Source organism: Gallicola sp. Sow4_E12, assembly GCF_052116305.1.
Lineage (GTDB): Bacteria > Bacillota > Clostridia > Tissierellales > Peptoniphilaceae > JBQKLI01.
This window is the reverse complement of sequence record NZ_JBQKLI010000007.1, coordinates 27931-51297: the sequence shown is the minus strand read 5'-3', so window position 1 is coordinate 51297 and position 23367 is coordinate 27931. Positions and strand designations below refer to the sequence as shown.

Sequence of the window (23367 nt, the reverse complement as noted above, 5' to 3'; positions counted from 1 at the left end):
AAATTAAAAAACATAGGAGGGCTTAGCCCTCCTATATATATAAGAATCCATCGAAAGGATGTGTATAAGAAATGATTATAGGTAACGGTAAATTAATCACTAACGACGCAGAAAGTAATTTTTACGACTGTGGAGCTGTATACGTAAAAGACAATGTAGTTGAAGATATAGGTGAATTTGAAGAAATTAAAAGCAGATACCCTGACGAAGAAGTAGTAGATGTTAAGGGAAGAGTAATCATGCCAGGTATGATTTGTGCTCACGATCATATTTATTCTTCATATGCTAGAGGAATGGCAGTAAGCAGACCAACTGTTGATTTCTTTACAACATTGGAAAACCAATGGTGGACACTAGATAGATCTTTAACATTAGAAGATGTTAAGCTTAATGCTTATACTACTTATTTTGAAGCTGTTAAAGCTGGTACAACTACAGTAATCGACCACCACTCCAGCCCTAATTGTGCTGAAGGATCCCTTTTTGCAATTGCTGAAGCAACAGAAGATCTTGGAATCCGTGCTTCTCTTTGTTTAGAATTATCAGACAGAGATGGAAAAGAAATTGCTGAAAAAGAAATCAAGGAAAACGTTGACTTCATTAAAGCAACTCAAAAAGACAGCAAAGGCGATATGCTTCATGGTTTATTTGGAATGCATGCATCTTTCACAATCAGCGACGAAACTATGGAAAAAGCTGTAGAAGCTATGGAAGGTGTTTATGATGGATACCATGTCCACGTAGCAGAAGGAATCGAAGATGAATACGATTCTATGAAAAAATACAGCAAAAGAGTTGTAGAAAGACTTGAAGGATATAATATTCTTGGACCTAACACAATCGCTGTTCACGGTGTAACTGTTAACGAAAGAGAAATGCAGATCCTTAGAGATACTAAAACAAATGTTGTTCACAATCCACAATCAAATATGAACAACGCTGTAGGCGCTCCTCCTATTTCTAGAATGATCGATTTAGGAATCAATGTGGGAATCGGAACTGACGCTATGACTCAAGATATGTTCGAGTCTGTTAAAGTAGGTACTGTACTTCAATCACACGAAACAGCGGATCCTACAAGAGGATTTGGCGAAGGTGCATATATGCTGTTTACTGGAAACCAAAATATCTGCGACAGATATTTCAACAAGCCTCTTGGAAGAATTCAAAAAGGTGCTTATGCAGATATCATCACAGTAGATTATTTTCCTCATACTCCAATGGGATCTCAGAACTGGGTAGGACATGTTTTATTCGGCATGTCAGGCGGAATGGTTAACGATACTATGATTAACGGAAAATTCGTTATGAAAGATAGAATTATTACAACAGTAGATGAAATGGCTATCAAAGCTAAATCTATTGAAAGAGCTACAGAAATCTGGAAAAATATGTAATAAAAAGAAGGGCTAAAGCCTAGCTTTAGCCTTTCCAATATAAAAAAGTGTGATATTATAGAAAACGTATGCTATAATAGAAGAGTAGTTTAACAGATTAAACTGATGAACTCGTACATAGGATGGTAAATGACATCGTCATTTATACATAAATACAAAACGGAGGACAAAACACAATGAAAGACACAAATGCTGTGAAAAGTACTTCTCTTTTTGAACTGGACGGAAACCCTAGTTTAGGAAGAGCATTACCTATTTCACTACAGCACTTGTTAGCAATGGTCGTAGGTAATACATTACCTGCAATCGTTGTAGCAAACACACTAGGAGATCGTATATCTCCGCAAACCGGAGTGTATCTAATTCAAGCGGCAATGTTTATTGCAGCGATTACTACATTCTTGCAAGTATTTACTTTAGGACCTATTGGAGCAAGACTTCCTGTAATCATGGGTGTATCTTTTGCTTATATCCCGGTAATCCAAAGTATAGCAGCTACAGACGCAGGACTTCCTGGAATCCTCGGCGCACAGATCGTCGGTGGTGCAGTAGCTATCGTCGTTGGTCTTGTTATTGGTAAGATCAGAAGATTCTTCCCGCCAATGGTAGCAGGAACAGTAGTAATTACAATCGGTCTTGGATTGTACTCAGTAGCTTTAAACTATATGGCAGGCGGCGGAAACCCAGAAATCAACCCAAATTATGGATCATTCGCAAACTGGGGAATCGCTTTCTTAACACTAGCAATTGTATTAATTTGTAATATGTATGCTAAAGGTATTATTAAACTTGCTGCAATTCTTATCGGTATTATTGTTGGTTACATTGTAGCAGTAGCATTAGGAATGGTCAATTTTGAAGGAGTTGCAAATGCAGCTTGGTTTACATTACCTAAGTTTATGCCAGCTGTAGCAGCTATCGACGGCGGAGGATTAGTATTCCCAGGTTCAGCTGTTGCAACAATGGTTATTATGTACATCGTAAACTCTGTACAGGCGGTAGGGGACTTAAGTTCTACTACAATCGGAGGTCTTGACAGAGAGCCTACTGATAAAGAATTATCTGGAGGAATCATGGCAAACGGGGTTGGATCCATCATTGGATCTCTAATCGGAGGCCTTCCAACTGCAACATATTCTCAAAACGTTGGTATCGTAGCGATGACAAAAGTAGTATCTTTAAAAGTATTTAAAATTACTGCTTTAATCATCTTAATTGCTGGATTTATTCCAAAATTCGGCGCTATCATGCTTTCTATCCCTCAAGCGATAATCGGTGGAGCAACAGTTTCCGTATTTGCTCAAATCACTATGAGTGGTATGAGATTGATTACTTCTGATGAAATGTCAGTTCGTAATACTACAATTGTAGGACTTGGTATTGCATTAGGTATGGGTGTTACCTCTATCAACGAGGCTGCTTTTGCCAGCTTCCCAGACTGGTTCAACATGGTATTTACAAGTTCACCTGTAATTCTTGCAACTATCGTAGTATTCTTCTTAAACTTAATTCTTCCTAAGAAATCAATCGCGGAAGAACAAGCAGAAAGAGAAGCTATGGAACAAGGCGAATAAAACTTTTAAAAGACATGATTTTATATCATGTCTTTTTTTGTTTTCTAAAAAATGATTATATGAAGTATTTACTATAAATTTTTCATATACACGATATTATTATATATATAGGGGTATATATATCTTCATAAGAAGGTAATCCTTTTAAAATGATAGCTTAAGTTTACTCATATGCTAACGATAAAAGCAATCCAATAAAAGTAATATGTTTAAATAGTAGTAAAAAAGGGTATTATAATAATATAAGGGGGAATAAAAGTGAGTGGATTAAAGAAATTTGTTTATGTAATTTATGGCATTATCGTTTTGCTAACTGTTTTCCTTTCTTACTTTATGATATTTGATTATGGTGGTATTACTCAAAGTTTAAGGAGTATTTCAGGAGAAGAGTGGTTCTATTATCTTCTAACAGTATTAGCCATTATTACAGCAATAGGGGCTTTCATATTCTTTATTGTTGGGATTGCAGCACCGTCTCTTAAAAACTATTTAAGAGATACGGACAAAATGGGCGAGCTTTATATTTCGAAAGCAGCGATTGAATCCAATGTAAGAAGTACTGCAAATCAATATCCTGAGGTAAGGGATACAAATGTAGACGTTGATATCAAAAATGGAGAAACTCCGTCAATATACGCTTCTTTAGACTGCGGTGTTTCGGATCAGGCAGTAGGGCTGGATGCTTTAGGAACAGAACTTAAAGCGGAAGTAAAAAGATCTTTAGAAGAATTTACCGGCTATCCTGTTTCTAATGTTAAAGTAAAATTTTTTGATATTAAGAAAAACAATAACAGAAGAGTGGTTTAAGGAGGGATATTATGGATCAAAAGCAGATAGAGAACTATAATGAAAACCCTCAAGCCGAAAGAATCATTATCATAGAAAAACGAGAAGAAAAAGATATTCAAAAACCAGAAGATAGCGAATTTTATAAGAATAGCAAAACATTCTATAAAAATAATAAGTACGCCGTGATAGGACTTATCATCGGTGTGATTACCGCTATATTATTTATAACTGTGGGCTTTTTTGAAACATTGTTAATCCTATTATTAGCTTTAATTGGCTATTTAATAGGAGCTTATAAAGATAATAATCCTCACGTTATAAACTGGTTGGAAAAATTATTAAGAAGATAAAAAACTAAAAAATTAAAAGGAGAGTAATTATGGCAAATATTAATGAACAAGCGTATAACGAAAGAGCAAATGTAAATAAAAAGGAAAGAGAAGAAAGAGAAGATAGAATTCAAGAAAACAGACATGTAAGCAAACTTACTTTTGATAATTCGGTAATTGAAAAGATTGCTTCTATAGCAAGTTCGGAAGTAGAAGGTGTTCTTGATCTTCAAGGCGGAGTATTTACTGGATTCCAAGAAAGATTCGGTTCAGGAGACTTGACAAAAGGTGTTGATGCGAATGTTGGCGAAAAAGAAGCGGCATTGGATATCGAGATTATAGTTGAATACGGAAAATCAGCTCCTAAAATTTTCGAAAAAATTAAACAAATCGTATCCCAACAAGTGAATCTTATGACTGGATTAGACGTGGTAGAAGTAAATGTTAACGTAAAAGACGTTATGACACGCAAAGAATATGAACAAAAAAACCGATCTAACAATGAAGATAAAAATACAAATGGCGGTTTAAGATAAAGTACCTTCGGGTGCTTTTTCTTTTCTAAACTCGATACTGCTTTAACCATTTGGAGGAAGTAAAATGGCAGATAATGAAGATATTGATATCCTTAATAAAAATCTTAACAGATATGATGATCCGGACTATTTAAATGTAAATGGCTATAGACCTTCAGTCGATCTTAATAGCAAACTGAAATTTGAAAAGTCGACAATAGAGAAGATTGCATCTGTAGCAGCGTATCAAGTTCCCGGGGTGCTGGCTCTAAAAGGCGGCGTAATTTCAGGAATTCAAGAAACATTTGGATCAGAAGATATGACAAAAGGCGTGTCTGCTGAGATCGGAGAAAAGGAAGCTGCATTTGATATAAGTATTATAATGGAGCACGGTTATTCGGCTCAAAAAGTATATGACGATATTAAAGAAATTGTATCCGAACATATTCAGTCAATGACAGGATTAGTAGCTGTAGAAATAAACTTAAAAATTGTCGATCTTATGACAAAAAGGGATTACGAGAACTATAAAAATCCTGGCTCCGATAACCTAAGATAAAAAAATACAAAAAATGCAGATGCCTCTTTCGGCTCTGCATTTTTTAATTACATGATGGCGAGAAGATAGGAAACGACATGGAGATAAGAACTATAAGCAGCGTAAAAACAAGCGAATAAGGAAAAGAAATATAAGATATTATTTTCATTTATCTATAGTTTTGCTAAAACTGTAGTTAAAAGTTGTAAAATTTCTTTCTCACTAAATTCCCCGATCTCTGTACTATTTGGTTGATAAGAATACAAAAAGCTGCTGCAGACAGTGTTTATTGCAGGTTCTTTCTATTGTAGTGAGAATCATATATGCTGTTTTATAAAAATTCCTGCTCCGCAAAGACCTGGCCCGGTATGAACTGTTAACAGCGAGCTTAATTCATATATCTCCAGGTCAATATTTTGATCTGGAAATGCTTTTTCAAAGCAGTTCTTTAAAAAGTCGGCTTTCTCTGGGGCTGAAGAATGAACGATAAAGATTTTTTCGATTTCTCTACCCTTCGAAAATTGTACAAGCTTATTTGCAACGGATCTCATTGATTTTTTTATGCCTCGAACTTTTTGATCTACTTCTAGGGTGCCCTTTTCAGTGACTGTAATAACCGGTTTTATATCTAAAATATTTGCAACTACTTCTGATGCTTTAGAAATTCTTCCGCCTCTTTGAAGGTATGTCAAATCATCTACAGCAAAATAGATCTCAACATTTTTGCTATATTCATTTAATAAAGATACAATCTCGGAAAAGCTGTGTCCTTCACTCCTTGCCTTAGAAGCCATTACTAGAGGATAGCCGAAACCGGCAGATACAGACTTGTGATCGATAACTTCTATTACTAATTTACCTTCGTATTCCGCTTTTAAACCATTCATGAATTCGTATGTACCGCTTAATCCTGAGGACAGCGGTGATAGAATGACATGGGTATACTGATTTTCATAAAATTCGTCTAATAAATCCAAGATATCTTTCCCTATAGGCAGGGAGGTCTTTATGTTTTGATCCACTAAATCTTTTGCAACCTTCTTAGTGTCGATTTCTCTGCGGTCCCTGAAAGTATCGCCGTTCGGATAGATTACCTGGAGGGATACAGTATGAATATCATATTTTTGTAATTCTTCTTCTGTTAAATCACAGGTAGAATCTGTGGCAATAGCAATTTTTTCCATATAAACATCCTTTCTAAAAAATAATTATATCATGTATTTGCAATACTGTGAATTTAAAGTTAGAATCTATTCAGCAGGAAGAATTTGTGAGATAATAAAAACATACGAGGTGATATAAATGTGTGGAATTATAGGATATATTCATAAAGATAAAGAATATGACCCACAAGTGATAAAAAATATGACAGAAAAAATTATTCACAGAGGACCGGACAGCAGCGGATTCTATGAGAATGACGATATTTCTTTTGGTTTTAGACGACTTAGTATTATTGATTTAAGTTCAGAAGCGGATCAGCCCTTTTATAATGCGGATAGAACTAAGATTTTGATCTTTAATGGGGAAATATATAATTATAAAGAACTTAGAGAAGAGTTAATCAAAGAAGGCTATAAGTTTAAATCTGAAACGGACAGCGAAGTTATAATCCACGGTTACGATTTTTGGGGAAAAGATATTTTAGACCGTTTAAGAGGAATGTTTGCCTTTGCTGTATGGGATACAAAGAAAAAAGAATTATTTATAGCTCGAGATCCTTTTGGAATAAAACCCCTTTACTATACACAAAATACCAAAGACGGAAATTTAATCTTCGGCTCGGAAATTAAAGGGTTTTTAGAAAATCCAGAATTTATTAAAGAACTAAATCCTAAGGCATTAAAACCTTATTTAACCTTTCAGTATTCTTCTATGAAAGAAACCTTTTTTAAAGAAGTGTATAAGCTTCCAGCAGGACATTATATGCTGTATAAAGACGGTAATATCGAGATCAGCAGATATTGGGAAGCTTCCTTTAATCCAACAGATAAATCTTTAGAAGAGTATGTAAAAGATATACAAAATGTTATGAGAGAATCAGTAGACGTCCATCTCCAGTCCGATGTTAAAGTAGGTGCATTTCTTTCAGGCGGAATCGATTCGTCTTATGTAACGTATTTATCTCAGCCAGAAGATACTTTCAGTGTAGGATTTGCAGATTATGGAGATCTCTATAATGAAACAGATATAGCAAAAGAGTATTCTGATCTTTGCGGATTCAAGCATCATAAAGTAATGGTTGATGCAGAAGATTGTTTAGGGAAACTTCCTTTAATCCAGTATCATATGGATGAGCCTCATTCGAATCTGTCAGCAGTGCCTTTATATTTCTTATCAGAACTTGCAAGAAAGCATGCAACTGTTGTTTTATCCGGAGAAGGTGCAGATGAACTTTTCGGCGGATATTTTGCTTATGGCGAAAGTTCGAATATGAAAAAATACAAAAAACTGCCTTTCCCGATAAGAAGAGGACTTCGAAATGTTGCCGTAAAATATAAAAAGACTCATCTTACAGACTTCTTAAATCGAGGCGGACAATATCCTTATGAAGAGTTTGTAGGCGAAGCTAAAATTTTTACACCAGAGCAGGCTGATGATATTTTACTCGATGAATATAGAGAAGGACCATCAGCTTATGATATCGTACGGGAGTTCTTTGAGAAGCATAGAAACGACAGTGAATTGACGAAGAAACAGCTTCTTGATATCAATCTATGGATGCCTGGAGATATACTCTTAAAAGCAGATAAAATGAGCTCTGCCCATAGCCTGGAACTTCGAGTTCCATTTTTGGATAAAGAAGTTATGAATGTTGCTGCAACGATACCTGAAAAATATAGAGTCAACGGTGATATCTTTAAATATGCTCTTAGAAAAGCTGCATCAGACAGCTTGCCGGAAGATTGGGCAAAAAGAAAAAAAGTAGGATTCCCGGTGCCGATCAGGTTCTGGCTGAAACAGGATAAATACTATAATATGTTCAAAGAAACATTATCAAGCGATACGGCGAAGAAATTTTTCGATACAGATAAACTCCTTCGTTTATTAGAAGACCATTATCAAGGAAAGGCGTTAAATCAGCGTTATTTATGGACGGTTTATGTATTCTTGATTTGGTATGATGAGTATTTTATTAAAAGATAGGGAGGAAAGAATGAGCCTATTAATAAAAAATGCCGCAGTATATGATGGATTCCAAAGCTATAAAGCGGATATATACTGCGAAGATGGAAAAATAAAAGAAATTGGAAGCAAATTAGAAATCGAAGCTGATGAAAAGATAGATGCAGACGAAAATCTCCTTATGCCCGGAGGAATAGATGTTCACACTCATTTAGACTTGGATCTGGGACAGTATCGCTCTATAGACGACTGGTATCAGGGAACAGTAGCGGCGGCTTTCGGCGGTACCACAACGGTAGTAGATCATATCGCCTTTGGACCTAGAGGATGCACCCTTCAGTCTATGATTGACACCTATCACGATATAGCAGGAGAAAAAGCGGTTATAGATTATAGTTTTCATGGAGTGATTCAAGATGTTAACGAAGGAACCCTTAAAGAGCTACAAAAATTAAAAGACGAAGGAATTTCCAGCCTTAAGCTTTACACAACCTATGGCGGCATGCTTGATGACGAGGAAATATTAAAAGTTCTCCAAGCGGCAAAAAAATCTGGGACTGTAATCTGTGTCCATTGTGAAAATGATGGTTCGATTGCACTCCTTCGAGAAGAAGCAGGAAAAGAAGGTCATCTTACACCGATCTATCATGCGAAGACACGCCCAAATGCAACAGAAGCAGAGGCTGTGAACCGATTGATCTATCTTTCAGAATTAGCAGACTATCCAAAACTTTATATTGTTCATACCTCTACTCAAGAAGCTTTAAATGAAATAAAAGAAGCCCGCCGTAGAGGGGTGAAAAATCTTTATTGCGAAACCTGTCCCCAGTATCTTCTGTTAACAGAAGAAAAGTATACTGAAAAGGGCGACCTTGAAGGTCTAAAATATATTATGGCTCCTCCTTTAAGACAAGAAAAAGATAAAGAAGCACTTTGGAAAGGAATAGCCGAGGGAGAAGTAGATGTTATTGCAACGGATCATTGTCCATTCTTTTTTGAAAGAGATAAATTAAATGGAAAAGATGATTTTAGAGTAGCCCCAGGGGGTGTGCCGGGCATTGAAGAGAGAATAGAGACTATTCTAACAGAAGGAACAAAACGTGGATTTTCTATAAACTTGTTATTACAGAAACTAGTTGTTAATCCTGCTAAAATATTCGGGCTATACCCTAAAAAAGGGAGCATATCAATCGGAGCAGATGCAGATTTTGTAATTTATGAGAAAAATTCCTATACAATTTCTCAAGAAAACCGCCACAGCACCTGCGACTATACAACTTATGAAGGATTTAAGTCTGGCTTTAAACTGGATAAAGCAATCCAGCGAGGCAAAATTATCATCGATAATGGTGAATTAAGAGTGTCTGCAGGAACAGGAAAATTCTTAGAAAGACAATAAAAAAACAGATTAAAAAGACCTCATATTGAGGTCTTTTCAAAAAGTATTCGATATATGAACATTGAGATAACGGCTAAATTCAGCTTTTTTTATGAGGTGGAATATGCTATAATTGTAAATAGAAACAGGAAAACTATATCTTGCTAGTTATTTTTTTGTCAAAACAAATACATATTTATAATAGTTTTCTAAAACAAAAATCAAAGGAGTATTACATATGCCAAAATTTATAGTAAACAATAAAGAATATGACGTAGCTGAAGAAAAAACGCTGCTTCGTTTCTTGAGAGATGATTTAAAATTAAAATCGGTGAAAGACGGCTGCAGCGAGGGAGCATGCGGCACTTGTACAGTACTTGTTGACGGCAAGGCAACAAGAGCTTGTATTCCAAAATTATCAAAATTAGAAGGAAAATCAGTGCTAACAGTTGAAGGGCTTTCAGTTTTTGAAAAAGACGCTTTTGTTCAAGCTTTTGCAGACGCAGGATCAGTACAATGCGGTTTCTGTATTCCAGGAATGGTTATGGCCGGAAAAGGTTTATTAGATAAAAATTCCGATCCTACATTTGAAGAAGTTCAACAAGCTATTAGAACAAATATCTGCCGCTGTACAGGATATAAGAAAATAATAGACGGTATTTTGCTGGCTGCAAAGATTATCCGAGGGGAAGAAGAACTTTCAAGCGAAGATAAAAATGTAGAATTAGGCGTACGTATGAGACGTATCGATGTGAAAGATAAAGTATTAGGTACTGGCGAATATGTAGACGACGTTGAAATGGAAGGAATGGTATATGGTACTTGTATCCGTACAAAATATCCTCGCGCTAAAGTCGTTTCTATTGATAAATCAGAAGCAGAAGCTTTAGAAGGAGTAGAGTATATCTTTACAGCTGAAGATGTACCAAATAATAAAGTAGGCCATATTCAACAAGACTGGGATGTATTTATCGCAGAAGGCGAAATCACAAGAGGAATCGGAGATGCGATCTGCCTTGTAGTAGCGGATTCTCCAGAAAAAGTAGAAGAAGCAAAAAAACTTGTTAAGATTGAATTCGAAGAATTGGAGCCTATCCGTACAATAAAAGATGCCTTAGCTGAAGATGCTCCAAAAATCCATTCTAATGGAAATATGTGCCAGACAAGACATATTGCCCGCGGAGATGCGAAAACAGCTCTAGAAAATGCAAAATATGTAGTAAAAGACACCTTTAAAACACCATTTACAGAGCATGCATTCTTAGAGCCGGAATGTGCTATCGGATTCCCTTATAAAGATTATCTTGTAAAAGTATTTACAACAGACCAGGGAGCCTATGATACAAGACAAGAAGTTGCGATTATGTTTGGAGTAGAACCAGACGAGATCATCATTGAAAATAAATTAATCGGCGGCGGTTTTGGAGGAAAAGAGGATGTTTCTGTTCAGCATTTAGCAGCACTTGCAGCAGTGAAACTTCAAAAACCTGTTAAAGTCAGCATGACAAGACAAGAATCAATCAACTTCCATCCTAAGCGCCATGCTATGGAAGGAACATTCTCTATCGGATGTGACGAAAATGGAATCTTCCAAGGAATGACGGCTGAAATCTATTTCGATACAGGTTGTTACGCTTCCCTTTGCGGACCGGTTCTTGAAAGAGCCTGTACTCATGCGGTAGGACCTTATGCCTATGATAACACTGATATTTATGGTTATGGTGTCTATACAAACAATCCTCCAGCGGGAGCCTTCAGAGGTTTCGGTGTTTGCCAGTCTAACTTTGCAATGGAAGCTTTGATTACAAAATTAGCTGAAGAAGTAGGGATCTCTCCATGGGAAATCCGCTACCGTAATGCAATCAGACCAGGGGGAGTTCTTCCAAATGGACAGATTACAGACCCATCAACTGCACTTGCAGAAACACTAGAAGCGGTGAAACCTTATTTCGATAATAATAAAAATGTAGGTCTTGCTTGTGCTATGAAGAACGCCGGAGTAGGAGTTGGACTTCCTGATAAAGGACGATGCAGACTTGTAGTCCAAGACGGCAAAGTAGAAATCCACTCAGGAGCATCTTGTCTAGGACAGGGACTTGGAACGGTATTAACACAAATTACTTGTCAAACACTGGATATTCCATACGATAAGACAAAATACTTCAACTCTGATACAGAAAACGCACCAGATTCAGGAACGTCATCAGGATCAAGACAAACCCTTATTACAGGGGAAGCAACTCGTATGGCCTGTGAAAAATTAAAAGCGGATCTTGACGGAAAATCTTTAGAGGATCTTGAAGGAAAAGAATATTTCGCAGAATATTTCGAGCCGACAGATCCAATGGGATCCGATAAGCCAAATCCAAAATCTCATATCGCTTACGGCTATGCAACACATTTAGTAGTACTAGATGATGATGGAAAAGTTACAGACGTATATGCAGCACACGGAGTAGGGAAAGCGGTAAACCCATTATCCATTGAAGGACAAATTGACGGGGGAGTTCTTATGAGTATGGGTTATGCCCTTACAGAGAAATTCCCGCTAGTAGACTGTGTTCCTAAAGTGAAATTTGGTTCTTTAGGTCTGTTAAAAGCAAACCAAATTCCTAATATCCACAGCATTATCGTGGAAAAACCAGGAATCGATGCTGCTTATGGAGCGATAGGATTAGGCGAAATCGTTACAATTCCAACTGCTGCAGCTATCCAAGGAGCATACTATGCTATGGACGGCAACTTTAGAAGAGAACTTCCTATGGATGAAACAGCATACAGCAAGAAAAAGAAATAAAACCTTTAAAAGAGCTATGGATTCATAGCTCTTTTTTCATTGAAGAAAGGTTATCGTTGTGTTAAAATAACCCTATGTATAAAGGAAAAAAGATGAATAAAACAAATGATATCGCTGCCATTGTAATGGCTTCCGGTTTATCCAGGAGAATGGGAGAAGATAAACTAAAGCTGCCCTTTAGAGGAAAGATGCTGTATCAGCATATTGTGGATATAATTTCTGAACTGCCTTTTAAAGAAAAAATTATCGTAACCTCAAAAGACTATATCGCAGAATATTCAAAAGGAAAAAATTTTACTATTGTAATGAATCCAGAAGCATATAAAGGACAAAGCCTCTCGATCATCAAAGGTCTTGAAAAAGCATCTGAAAGCAAAGGGTATATGTTTTTCGTAGCGGATCAGCCCTTTTTAAAGAAGGAAACAATTCTTCATCTTATACAGATATTTGATGAAAACTCCGATAAGATCACCCTGCCTTTTTTTTGCGGCATAAAAGGAAATCCAGTAATTTTTCCTCATCGGCTAAAAAAGGATCTGCTGAATATCAAAGGAGATCAGGGAGGATCCGTTGTGATTAAAAAAGAATGGGATGAAAGCGTAAAAATAGATTTTAACCATCCTATAGAAGGATTAGATATAGATACTATGGAAAATTACAATAAATACAAGGAGAGTTAGATGAAAGGCGAAATTATAATATTTAGAGGGGCCGGTGATATCGCAACAGGTTCCATTCAGAAACTACATAGGGCGGGTTTTCGAGTTATCGCATGCGAAATTGAAAAACCAACATCCATAAGACGATATGTCTCTCTAAGCGAAGCGGTTTTCGATGGTGAAACAACAGTAGAAGATGTAACTGCTAAAAAATGCAGCGACAAAAATGAAGTAGAAAAGGCTTGGGCAGAAGATAAAGTAGCTGTCATTGTAGACCCTGAGCTTGCTGTTATACAAGAAATAAAGCCGGATATTATAGTAGATGGAATCTTAGCAAAGAAGAATTTAGGAACAACAAAAGATATGGCCCCCATAACGATAGCTATCGGACCTGGATTTACGGCAGGTGTTGATGTAGATATCGTTGTAGAAACAAAAAGAGGCCATGATTTGGGAAGGCTGATATTCGAAGGAGAGCCAGCTCCGAATTCAGGAGCGCCGGGGGCTATCGACGGACATACAACAGACAGAGTCCTCTATGCGCCGGTAGAAGGAAAGGTCAAAGTCCTCAAAGATTTAGGTTCTGTAGTGGAAAAAGGGGAAGTACTGGCGATAGTAGAGGGAGAAGAAATCAGAGCAAAGATCCCGGGAATCGTCCGAGGTATGATAAGAGATGGAAGTTATGTGACAAAAGGCTTTAAAACAGGCGATGTAGATCCCCGTGTAAACCCTGAGTTCGTTTATACGATTTCCGACAAGGCTAGAGCTGTAGGCGGAGGAACATTAGAAGCAGTTATGATAATGCTAAGAAAAAAGAATATGGATATCTAAAGGTACAATAAAGAAAGAATATAACAAAAAGGCTTCTTGGAATTTTCCAAGAAGCCTTTTTTAACGCTATGTGTCTATTAAAACACTATAGACAAAAGCCTATCGTTTTGGCGCATCAGAGAGGAATCGAACCCCCAACACTCGGTTCCGAAGACCGATGCTCTATCCGTTGAGCTACTGATGCAAAGCTGTAAATATCAATGGTTGTACTTTTGACGTCCTTTAAATTTTACATGATGTCAAGCAAAATGTCAATCTGAGAATTTCATCGCTAAACGAAGTAATTATATTTTGCAAAAGGATCCTGTTCGTTCTTGTTAATTTGATAGAAGATGAGGCAGATACTGATATTATCTTTAGATACGCCATATGAAATATACATTAAATTCTATATATCAATAGCGGGATTCCTAAAGCGGTTAGCAATGATGCTAACTATTCTTATGCAAAGACAGTTCATTATTTACAATAATATCCCTTAAACATTGCTTTATATACCTATATTGTAAAAATATTACGGACTTTAGGAAATGATATTCCATTTTATTGTATAAATGTTATAATACGGCTTATGGTATCGGTTACATATTGTGACTAGAAACCAATAAATTATTTTTAAAGGAAATACATATAGTTATGATGTACCATAGGGTGAAATTATTGATGATATTTTTGATAACAATTATAATAATATTCACGAGTCCAATGAAAACAGCGGCCGCAGCAGAGGGGAAAATAGCAGGGAAAGACCGCACCGAAACAGCTGTTGAAATTTCTAAAAGAAGAGTAAGGGATAATGTAATTCTTGTAAACGGTTCTAGCTTTTCAGATGCAATATCGGCTATCAGTTTAGCGAAGAAAGAAAATGCTGCGATTCTTTTAAATCAGAGCAAAGAACTAGATCCAAGAAATAAATCTGAAATTTCTCGGATTCAAGCAGAAAAAGTGTTTATAATAGGGGGAAATAAAGTTATCTCTTCTTCTCATAGAAGAGGAGCTTCAAGAAGGGCATGATGTGATTCGAATCTTTGGGGAGAATCGATTTGACACGAATAAGAAAGTAAATGAATATGTATTTACTCAAAAACCAGAAACAATAATTATAACGAATGCCTCCGCATTTGCAGATCTTTTATCCATAAGCGCTTATGCTTACCAAAATCAAATTCCTATTATTATTTCAGATAAAGAGGGAGAAAAGCTGGATATAGATGGTATCGATCCCAGAACAACTTATCTTGTAGGGGGAGAAGGGGTTCTCAGCAGATCAATCGAAAAGAAAGTGAAAAAACCGATACGTATAACAGGATCGAATCGTTATGAAACATCCCTAGCTGTTCAGGAAAGTTTTTACAAAAATCAAAGTGATGTTTTTGTTACAACAGAAGAACACTTTGCGGATGCATTAGCCGGAGTGACACTTTGTAATAATGGCGAAAACATACTTCTTGTAAAAAAAAGTACGAAAGAGATTCCTGAAAATTCAAAATATAATTTCACGCTTATAGGGGGGAGGATACAAAATGGAAAAGGTGTGGCATTATATGTGAATCCCCATCAAGATGATGAAACGTTGGCTATGGGCCTGCAGATGCTGAAAGACAGAAAAGATGGAAAGGAAATATACATTATTCAAATGACAAACGGCGACAAAAGTATTGCAGTTGAAAAAATCAACAAAAGGCTTCGTTTAGAAAATCGTGCAGAAATAGACAAGAAGAGATGCATCTTGCAAGAGAAAGGGAAGTGATGGATGTTTTGCGGCGGCTGGGTTATCCTGCCGAAGCCTTTATCGATTACGGATATCCAAATGAAGAGCTGACAAAAGAACAGGTATATAACGCTGTGAAAAGTGTGTGCAGTTATTTTAAGGATACCCCGATTTACATTCGTACATTAGATGAAAATAAAGGATTCGATAACAGTCGAGGAAGAAGGGATCATATAGCATGTTTTTATGGTGTAAAAGAATTTATCGAGAAAAATAATAACGATATTATCGTTAGATATTATCTTGGACATCAACGAAGGGAAGAGGTACAAGGATATACAAGAATTCATGCAGAAGAGGAAGAAAGAGTTCTTTGATTAAATCTAATGGATGCTTACTGCCAGTGGGATCCTGACAACGGCAGATATGCTGTTGGCGGAATTTTCTCTGCAAAATCTTCTTTCGACAGTATAAAGAAATATTATACAAATTATTATAAACGTTCTTAATTCCTGTGAGCCGATGGAGATCATAATCCGTCGGCTTTTTAGGTTTTATACAGATTTCTAATAATACTGTTTCTTTTTAATGGAGAGCTTTGCGATATTTTCCTTCATCTGTTATGTTATAATATTGTTAAAATATTGGAGGTAAGGGATGAAAAAAGCGGAAAAAATAGTTAAAAAAGCAGCTCTCGCAATAGCTATGGTATCTTTAACTTTAGCGTTGCCTACAGCAGCTATGGCAAAGGGAGAGCTTGTTCGTATTGAAGGAAGGAATCGTTATGAAACCAGCAGAAAAATTCGAGATTTATCTCAGGGAGTCGAGACGATTGTCATTGTAAATGGACAAAAGTTTCCCGATGCTATCATGGCAAGTGTTGTTTCTCATAAGGAGAATGCGCCTATTCTTTTAGTATCAGAGGCAACAACAGCTAGAGAGCTGCTAACCTCTTCAGTAACAAAGGCCTTTATTATAGGGGGGTCAGCAGCAGTTGGAACTTCTTTGGAAGAAGAGTTGAACGATAAAGGAATTCAAACTACTAGAATTTCAGGAAGGAACCGTTATGAGACAAGCGAGGCTGTAAACGACTATTACAATATAAAAAACGTAATACTTGCTTCAGGGGAAAATTTTCCAGACGCTTTAAGTGCGGTGAATCTTGTAAAAACGAGAAATCTCGGTTTAAAATTAATCCGAAATGACGAAATTCCTGATCCTATCTACCACTATCAGTATACAGTAGGCGGTGTCATCAAAAATCCAAGGGGGGAAGTGCTCTCTGGAAGAAACCGCTACGATACGAATAAAGCAACGATTTTTGATAGGGATTATAATAATCCTATCATTGCAACAGGAACCGAGTTTGCAGACGCATTAAGCGCCTCTTATTTAGTAGGGAAAGATTCGCCTATCCTTTTAGCGGGAAGCAGTATCGATGAGTCTTATGACGACTTTCTAAGTTCTGCAGCCAGCGGATATATTATAGGTGGGGAAAAAGCAGTATCTGAAAGTGTTAAAACAAGTATTGAGGATAAAATGAGAAATCCAAACGAAATCCCTCATTCCCAAAACCCAACAACACACACTCTTTCCGATCAAGTTCTGCGCAATTTGAATCAGAAAAGATATCAAAGAGATATTGCGCCTATAACACTAGATGATGATTTAACAGCTTTGGCTAATATGCGTGCAGAAGAAATCGCTGCTAAGTTTGCTCACGAAAGGCCAGATGGAACGGTAATTACTGAAGAAAATGTATCAAAAGAAAATATTACCATGAGCTACTATCCAAATCCCTATGAAGCGGTGACCAGATGGTTCGGAGATCCAGCGAGTCGAGCGAATATGCTGAATTCCGGCATGACAAAGGTTGGCATAGGTGTTTACGAAAAGAACGGAGAATACTACTGGGTAGCTTTATTTAACTAAAAAATAAAAGGAATGGTTATGTAAATGTTATGCAGTCTATAGATTTCTTAGCCATGGCATTGGAACTGTATAAAGTTCTAGCTGTTTGGAACGTCAGTACATGATTATTATTCTGTGATATAATATGAAAAAAGATATTATATAATGAAGGTGTGTGAAAAATGGAAATTAAAATTACAAAAACAGAAGCTCCAAAAGAACAAGTGGATCCAACAAAACTATCCTTTGGTACTGAATTTACGGATCATATGTTTGTTATGGACTATAATCCAGAGGAAGGATGGCATAATGCACAGATTCTGCCTTATGGACCTATAGAATTGTCTCCAGCGGCGATGGTATTTCACTATGCCCAAGAAACCTTTGAAGGCCTAAAAGCTTATCGCTTAGCGGATGGAAGTATTCAGTTTTTCCGTCCCTATGAAAATGCAAGACGATTAAACCGTTCGAACGAAAGAATGTGTATTCCTGCAATTGATGAAGAAGTTTTTATGGAAGCATTAAGAGCGTTAGTTGAAGTGGACAAGGATTGGGTTCCGGATGCAGAGGGAACATCCCTTTATATCAGACCTTTTGTTTTTGCGACAGATCCTTATGTAGGAGTACGTGTCAGCAACAGCTATAAATTTATGATTATATTAAGCCCAGTAGGCGCTTATTATGCTACAGGACTTCAGCCTACGCATATGTATGTAGAAGATCAGTATGCCCGTACAGTACGGGGCGGTACTGGAGAGGCGAAATGCGGAGGCAACTACGCTTCGAGTCTTGCAGCACAAGAAAAGGCGGGGAAACTTGGCTATCAGCAGATTTTATGGCTGGATTCTCTTGAGCATAAGTATATAGAAGAAGTTGGTACTTCGAACGCCTTTTTCAAAATAGACGGAAAATTCATCACTCCAAGTTTGTCTGGTACAATTCTTCCTGGAATTACAAGAAAAAGTGTTTTAGAGCTTTTAAGACATTGGGGAGAAACGGTAGAAGAAAGACAGATAACCATAGATGAAATTGTAGAAGCTTATAAAAATGGATTAGTAGAAGAAGTATTTGCAACAGGAACAGCAGCAGTTATTTCGCCAATCGGCAGCCTTACGTATGAAGGGGAAGATATGGTCTTTAATAACGGAGAAATAGGATCGTACAGTCAAAAAATATATGATACATTATTCGGCATTCAAACAGGAAAAATCGAAGATCCATTTGAATGGACTGTTAAACTTTAAAAAGAGTGAAAGAGTTTCAAAATAAAGAGTGAAGAGTAAGAGAGTGAGAGAGTGGAGATATGGAAGAAACATGGAACGTGTTTCTTTACTATAAAGATAGGGAAGACATGCTGATTTTCTCTTGTTCGAAAACATAATAAAAAAAATTATTAATTACACAAAAAAGGAATCCGATTTGGATTCCTTTTTATATTATTTTCAGACTGAATAAAATAATAATTTTTTAGATATAATTAGTGTAATAAGAGTCTCTATACAACATAGAAAAGCATAGCTTTTTCGCCACATCTTTACTCTATGACTCTCCACTCTTTTTTATCAGTATATAGGACATTTGGATCGGGTTTAAAAATCTAAGAGGGAGCATAGAATAGCCGAGACCGCTGTCGATATAGATAGAGCCTTTTTCAGTTTCATATAAGCCTTTGCTGTATTTTGGTTTGAAGGTCTGGTTCGGAACATATACAGCGCCTATAATGGGAAAACGAACTTGTCCACCGTGTGTATGGCCGCATAAAACCAAATCGCTTTGTTCGATGCTACGCACAAACAAAATAGGGTCATGGACTAAAGAGAGGGTGAACTTTTCCTCTGATTTGTTTAAAGGGGCGAGGTGCTTTTTATGGTCATAACCGTTTATTAGAATATCCTTCTCAAATTCAAACGATTCATCCTTTAAAATATGCACAGGATAGTTTTTTAAGAAGGATTCTATCTTTTTTCTGCTTTTATGACGAAGATCATGATTTCCATAGATAAAGAAGAGGGGAAGTTTTGTTTTTTCTAAATTCTCGAACAATTCTTTTAAAGATTCCAGCTCTTTCGAGTCTTTTTTTATAATATCGCCGGTGATGCAGATCAGATCCGGTTTTTCATTCTGAATGGAAGAAAATATGTTTTCATAACGAATAAAAGGATTCGCGTGAATATCTGTCAGATGGAGTATTTTATAATCACGACTCAGTTTACTGCTTTTAATATGAACTTTACGTATCCTTAACCAGCTCACTTGAAGATAAAGATATAGAAATAGAAGTATAAAAAATATCGGAATGATATAAACAGCTTTCATAGAAATCTCCTTATTAAAAAAGATAAAGAAAAAAAGCAGGTACGATACCTGCTTTATATGGTGCGGGAAAGAGGACTTGAACCCCCACGTCAATGACACTAGATCCTAAGTCTAGCGCGTCTGCCAATTCCGCCATTCCCGCCTACTGGGGTGGATGATGGGATTCGAACCCACGACCTTCAGAGCCACAATCTGACGCCCTAACCAACTAGGCCACACCCACCAAACCGCCTTAGCGATTACCTTATAATAATAACAAATGGTTTTTTCTTTGTCAAGAGTTTTTTTAGAAAATTTATTTCTTTAAAACTTCTTAACGACAAAATAAATTATACAATAAATTTAGATTAAAAGCAAGAAAAAACTATCTATTTTTTTAATAGATAGTTTTTTAATGAAAGTCTTAATCGTTATTCCTGTTATCCGAGTTGTTTCTTGTGTTCGAATTATTTCCTCTATTGGAATTATTTCCTTGATTAGAATTGTTATTCGTAGAGTTGTTATCATTATTGTTGTTTTGGTTGTTCCAGTCTTGATTATTCTGATTATTTTGATTATTGTTGTTTTGATTGTTCTCGTTATTATTTTCGTTATCGTTCTCATCATCTGTTTCACGTTCCTGACGACGCTGATTGTTTCTTTGTTCATTCCATCTTCGCTGCTGTTGCTGACGTTGATAATAAGCTCTTCCTTCTTTCGTATATCTCCAGTCATCTGGATAAATATAATCGTTTTTCGCCGGATCGTAGGGGACAGGACGCACAATATAAGAATTTCCCCACTGTCCTTCGTGAACATGACAATATTCTGTCGGCTCTGTTCCTGCAGCAAATACTTCAGTTTTTACGACACCCCTTGGATCGTTATAACAGGATTGTTTTGGAAGTTTGCCGGACAGTGTACATACTTGTTTTCGGACAATACCATTTGGTTCTCTAAAATCCATAGCTTCTTTATTTGCAAGAGCTGCATCGTTGATAATGCCCCAGAAGTCTACTGCTTCTCCACCGTTATAGGATAGTTTCAGCTGTTGATTATCGAATCCCATCCAAGTACCGATTGTATAGTAAGGAGAATAGCCTACAAACCATAAGTCCTGATTACCTTGAGTAGTACCTGTTTTCCCAGCTACTTGAATGCTGTGATGTTTTGCTGAAACTGCATAGTTATAATTTACAGAAGTTCTTAGAATATCTGTCATTACGAAAGCTGTCTGTGGAGAAACGACTTGAACTCTCTTTTGCGGATGATCGAGAAGTACATTTCCTTTACTGTCCTCCACCTTTGTAAAGGTAAGAGGTTCAACATAAGTTCCTTCATTTGCTAAGGCTGCGTAAGCAGCTGTTAATTCTAGATTGGTGAGCCCTTCTGTCATAGCGCCGAGAGCCATAGCCAAATTCTCGTCATTGACAGTTGGATTTTCATCTGCAGTAACAAAGTGGTCTGCATTCATATTATTCGGATTTATAATACCGAAATTTGTTAAAAACTCTTTTGATTTAGGAATTGTCACAGCTTCCAATGTCTTTACTGCATTTACATTGATAGATTGTTCTACACTTTCACGCAGGGAGACAATGCCTTTATAACCGTTATACCAGTTGTTTGGCCATCTTTCGCCTTCGTTGTTATAGAAAGGAACATCATCGATTCCAGAAGCAGCTGTATAGCCGTTGGCTAAAGCCGGTGTATAGACGGCTAGAGGCTTCATCGTAGAGCCGGGCTGTCTAGGAATTTTTGTAGCTCGGTTGTAGATATTGTAGCCTTGCTGTTCGTCTTGGGAGGAGCGTCCGCCTACAACAGCTTTAATCGCTCCATTTTTATGGTCGATAATCACCGTTGAAGCTTGAGGCTGAGGAACCCCTTCTGTGTTTACAATATAATAAGCATCATTTAACACCATATTGCCTTCTGTGTTAATTGTATAAAAATCTTCATTATCTTTTATATAATTTCGGTCTAGCTTTAAACCTTCGTCTGTTTGAGTAATTTGTCCGTTTGGTATCGTGATTTTTGAGACTTCGTGGGTTACAAGGTTGTTATTGTTATTAACAGAGTAATAATCTACAATATCAAGCTGGTTGCCGTTTAAGCGAAGTCTGTTTGTTTTAAAAAGAACGCCGCCGTCTTCTGTTATTTCGAACTGAGAACTAGGAATAACCACTCTGCCTTGACTATTAATCATTTGAGAACGTTGGAAGTAGATAACTTCATTATTTGCATTTGTAATATTGCCATTTCCGTCTGCAGAATAGTTTAAAAGCGCTGGACGGCTGCTGCTGCCGCGGCCTCTTAAGATATAAGAAGAAAAGTTATTATATATCTCTTCAATTTCTTTTTGCAGATCCATATCCACACTGCTGTAAATTTTGATTCCGCCGTTAACAAGCATATTTTTAGCTTCTTCTTCTGTATAGCCTCCTTCTTGGACTAACTTTGAAGTCACCTGAGACTGAATCAAGTCAGAGTAATATGCAGATAATATTTTTTCCGACTGTCTGCCAGGATCTATAGAAGATGCGATATCTTCAGCTGAGGCTTGTTCAAATTGAGCTTGGTCAATCTTGCCTGTTTCAAGCATTTTCGATAATACATATTTCTGTCGTTCTAAAGTGTTGTTATTTAGTATTGCTGTATAATTATGGCCGTTTAGCCGTACTTCGCCTACGACAGTGTCTTCGTCGCTGACATCTCCAGGGCTTTTTGTACGATATAAAGCAAGATTCGTCGGGCTTTTGACAATACCGGCTAATGTGGCTGCCTCTGCTAATGTAATTTCATCGATATCTTTAGAGAAATAAATTTTACTTGCAGCCTGAACGCCATAGGCATTTTGACCTAAGTACACACGATTCATATAAGCTTCTAAAACTCCATCCTGACCTAATGCTTCGGTCAGCTGCAAAGCTAGATAGGCTTCTTTAATTTTACGGTCGAAATTTTGATCCGTTGATAAGTATAAGTTTCGAGCTAACTGCTGTGCGATTGTAGATGCACCTTGTACAATAGAACCGGCTTTCAAATTATCCACCACTGCTCTCATTACTCCGAGAGGGTCAACACCTGAATGACTGTAAAAACGTTCATCCTCTACAGCAACAAATGCATCTGTCAGCTGCTGGGGTATTTTATCTAGAGAGATCAATTCTCTGTATTCAGATGTTTGGACATTTTCTATAATTTCGCCATCTTGATTTACTATGGTTGAGGTCTGCTTAAGCTGATCGCTGACATTTGCCATATCGATATCAGGGGCATCTTTGATGATACCCACTACAGCAAGTCCAAGACCTCCTATAACCAAGGTGAAGAAAATTATAAGACCGGTCAAAAAATTTTTAATTCTTCGATGAGACCGATTGATACCTTGGCCTTTTTTGAATTTAAACATGATGACCTCCTAATTGATATATAAAAGATTATATCATATGCGGTTTTCTTTGTTAACGATCCGAATGAAAAAGAGAAGCTCATAAATGTTATACTATATGCAAAG

Annotated in this window: 19 protein-coding genes and 3 tRNA genes; 16 read left to right on the top strand and 6 right to left on the bottom strand. The window is 36.8% G+C overall.

The genetic code is table 11. From position 1 onward, the window contains the following. Window positions 1–71: 71 nt before the first annotated feature. From ssnA to ACTQ46_RS05140, 6 genes are all read left to right on the top strand, one after another. Entirely contained in the window at window positions 72–1397 is a 1326-nt protein-coding gene (gene ssnA / locus ACTQ46_RS05165; RefSeq protein ID WP_441747854.1) for a putative aminohydrolase SsnA, read from the top strand. A gap of 176 nt (window positions 1398–1573) precedes the next feature. Then, window positions 1574–2971, top strand: coding sequence for a uracil-xanthine permease family protein (locus ACTQ46_RS05160; RefSeq protein ID WP_441747853.1), 1398 nt, complete (start codon window positions 1574–1576; stop codon window positions 2969–2971). A gap of 258 nt (window positions 2972–3229) precedes the next feature. Beyond that, a complete protein-coding gene (amaP, locus tag ACTQ46_RS05155; protein WP_441747852.1) occupies window positions 3230–3778 on the top strand; it encodes an alkaline shock response membrane anchor protein AmaP in 549 nt (182 codons plus the stop codon). Window positions 3779–3789: 11 nt separating this feature from the next. Beyond that, window positions 3790–4110, top strand: a complete 321-nt coding sequence (locus ACTQ46_RS05150; RefSeq protein WP_441747851.1) for a DUF2273 domain-containing protein — start codon at window positions 3790–3792, stop codon at window positions 4108–4110. Between the two features lie 29 nt (window positions 4111–4139). Then, window positions 4140–4625 (top strand): Asp23/Gls24 family envelope stress response protein, encoded by a 486-nt coding sequence (locus ACTQ46_RS05145; RefSeq protein WP_441747850.1) that lies wholly within the window; start codon window positions 4140–4142, stop codon window positions 4623–4625. Window positions 4626–4689: 64 nt separating this feature from the next. Next, window positions 4690–5163: an Asp23/Gls24 family envelope stress response protein gene (locus ACTQ46_RS05140; protein ID WP_441747849.1), complete on the top strand. Its 474-nt coding sequence runs from the start codon at window positions 4690–4692 to the stop codon at window positions 5161–5163. A 296-nt stretch (window positions 5164–5459) separates the two neighbouring features. Here ACTQ46_RS05140 and ACTQ46_RS05135 read toward each other — a convergent pair whose 3' ends face one another. Continuing rightward, on the bottom strand, window positions 5460–6326 hold the full coding sequence (locus ACTQ46_RS05135) for a DegV family protein (protein ID WP_441747848.1): 867 nt from the start codon (window positions 6324–6326) through the stop codon (window positions 5460–5462). Window positions 6327–6444: 118 nt separating this feature from the next. Here ACTQ46_RS05135 and asnB point away from each other — a divergent pair, with 118 nt between their 5' ends. From asnB to yqeB, 5 genes are all read left to right on the top strand, one after another. After that, a complete protein-coding gene (gene asnB / locus ACTQ46_RS05130) occupies window positions 6445–8289 on the top strand; it encodes an asparagine synthase (glutamine-hydrolyzing) (protein ID WP_441747847.1) in 1845 nt (614 codons plus the stop codon). A gap of 10 nt (window positions 8290–8299) precedes the next feature. Beyond that, a complete protein-coding gene (hydA, locus tag ACTQ46_RS05125) occupies window positions 8300–9667 on the top strand; it encodes a dihydropyrimidinase (protein WP_441747846.1) in 1368 nt (455 codons plus the stop codon). 217 nt (window positions 9668–9884) lie between these two features. Beyond that, window positions 9885–12443: a selenium-dependent xanthine dehydrogenase gene (gene xdh / locus ACTQ46_RS05120; protein WP_441747845.1), complete on the top strand. Its 2559-nt coding sequence runs from the start codon at window positions 9885–9887 to the stop codon at window positions 12441–12443. Between the two features lie 92 nt (window positions 12444–12535). Next, window positions 12536–13123, top strand: coding sequence for a nucleotidyltransferase family protein (locus tag ACTQ46_RS05115; protein WP_441747844.1), 588 nt, complete (start codon window positions 12536–12538; stop codon window positions 13121–13123). Further along, entirely contained in the window at window positions 13124–13933 is an 810-nt protein-coding gene (gene yqeB, locus ACTQ46_RS05110; RefSeq protein WP_441747843.1) for a selenium-dependent molybdenum cofactor biosynthesis protein YqeB, read from the top strand. A gap of 108 nt (window positions 13934–14041) precedes the next feature. Here the strand turns inward: yqeB and ACTQ46_RS05105 are convergent. Further along, a tRNA-Arg gene (locus tag ACTQ46_RS05105) sits at window positions 14042–14117 on the bottom strand. A gap of 479 nt (window positions 14118–14596) precedes the next feature. Between ACTQ46_RS05105 and ACTQ46_RS05100 the strand changes: the two genes are divergently transcribed. The 5 genes from ACTQ46_RS05100 (at window position 14597) to ACTQ46_RS05080 (ending at window position 18799) form a co-directional block, all read left to right on the top strand. After that, complete coding sequence (locus ACTQ46_RS05100; protein WP_441747842.1) at window positions 14597–14947, top strand: cell wall-binding repeat-containing protein; 351 nt, start codon at window positions 14597–14599, stop codon at window positions 14945–14947. Between the two features lies 1 nt (window position 14948). Further along, on the top strand, window positions 14949–15683 hold the full coding sequence (locus ACTQ46_RS05095) for a cell wall-binding repeat-containing protein (RefSeq protein ID WP_441747841.1): 735 nt from the start codon (window positions 14949–14951) through the stop codon (window positions 15681–15683). Continuing rightward, window positions 15680–16021: a hypothetical protein gene (locus ACTQ46_RS05090; RefSeq protein WP_441747840.1), complete on the top strand. Its 342-nt coding sequence runs from the start codon at window positions 15680–15682 to the stop codon at window positions 16019–16021. The genes ACTQ46_RS05095 and ACTQ46_RS05090 overlap by 4 nt, the downstream gene beginning before the upstream one ends. 280 nt (window positions 16022–16301) lie before the next feature. Then, window positions 16302–17576, top strand: a complete 1275-nt coding sequence (locus tag ACTQ46_RS05085) for a cell wall-binding repeat-containing protein (protein ID WP_441747839.1) — start codon at window positions 16302–16304, stop codon at window positions 17574–17576. A gap of 161 nt (window positions 17577–17737) precedes the next feature. Continuing rightward, entirely contained in the window at window positions 17738–18799 is a 1062-nt protein-coding gene (locus tag ACTQ46_RS05080) for a branched-chain amino acid aminotransferase (RefSeq protein WP_441747838.1), read from the top strand. A gap of 295 nt (window positions 18800–19094) precedes the next feature. Here the strand turns inward: ACTQ46_RS05080 and ACTQ46_RS05075 are convergent, their stop codons facing one another. The 4 genes from ACTQ46_RS05075 to ACTQ46_RS05060 form a co-directional block, all read right to left on the bottom strand. Beyond that, a complete protein-coding gene (locus ACTQ46_RS05075) occupies window positions 19095–19871 on the bottom strand; it encodes a metallophosphoesterase (protein WP_441747837.1) in 777 nt (258 codons plus the stop codon). 58 nt (window positions 19872–19929) lie between these two features. Further along, a tRNA-Leu gene (locus tag ACTQ46_RS05070) sits at window positions 19930–20013 on the bottom strand. A gap of 4 nt (window positions 20014–20017) precedes the next feature. Next, window positions 20018–20094: transfer RNA gene (locus tag ACTQ46_RS05065), tRNA-His, on the bottom strand. 180 nt (window positions 20095–20274) lie between these two features. After that, the gene (locus tag ACTQ46_RS05060) at window positions 20275–23262 is read right to left on the bottom strand and encodes a penicillin-binding protein 1A (RefSeq protein ID WP_441747836.1); all 2988 of its coding nucleotides are present in this window, start codon (window positions 23260–23262) and stop codon (window positions 20275–20277) included. Window positions 23263–23367 lie beyond the last annotated feature (105 nt).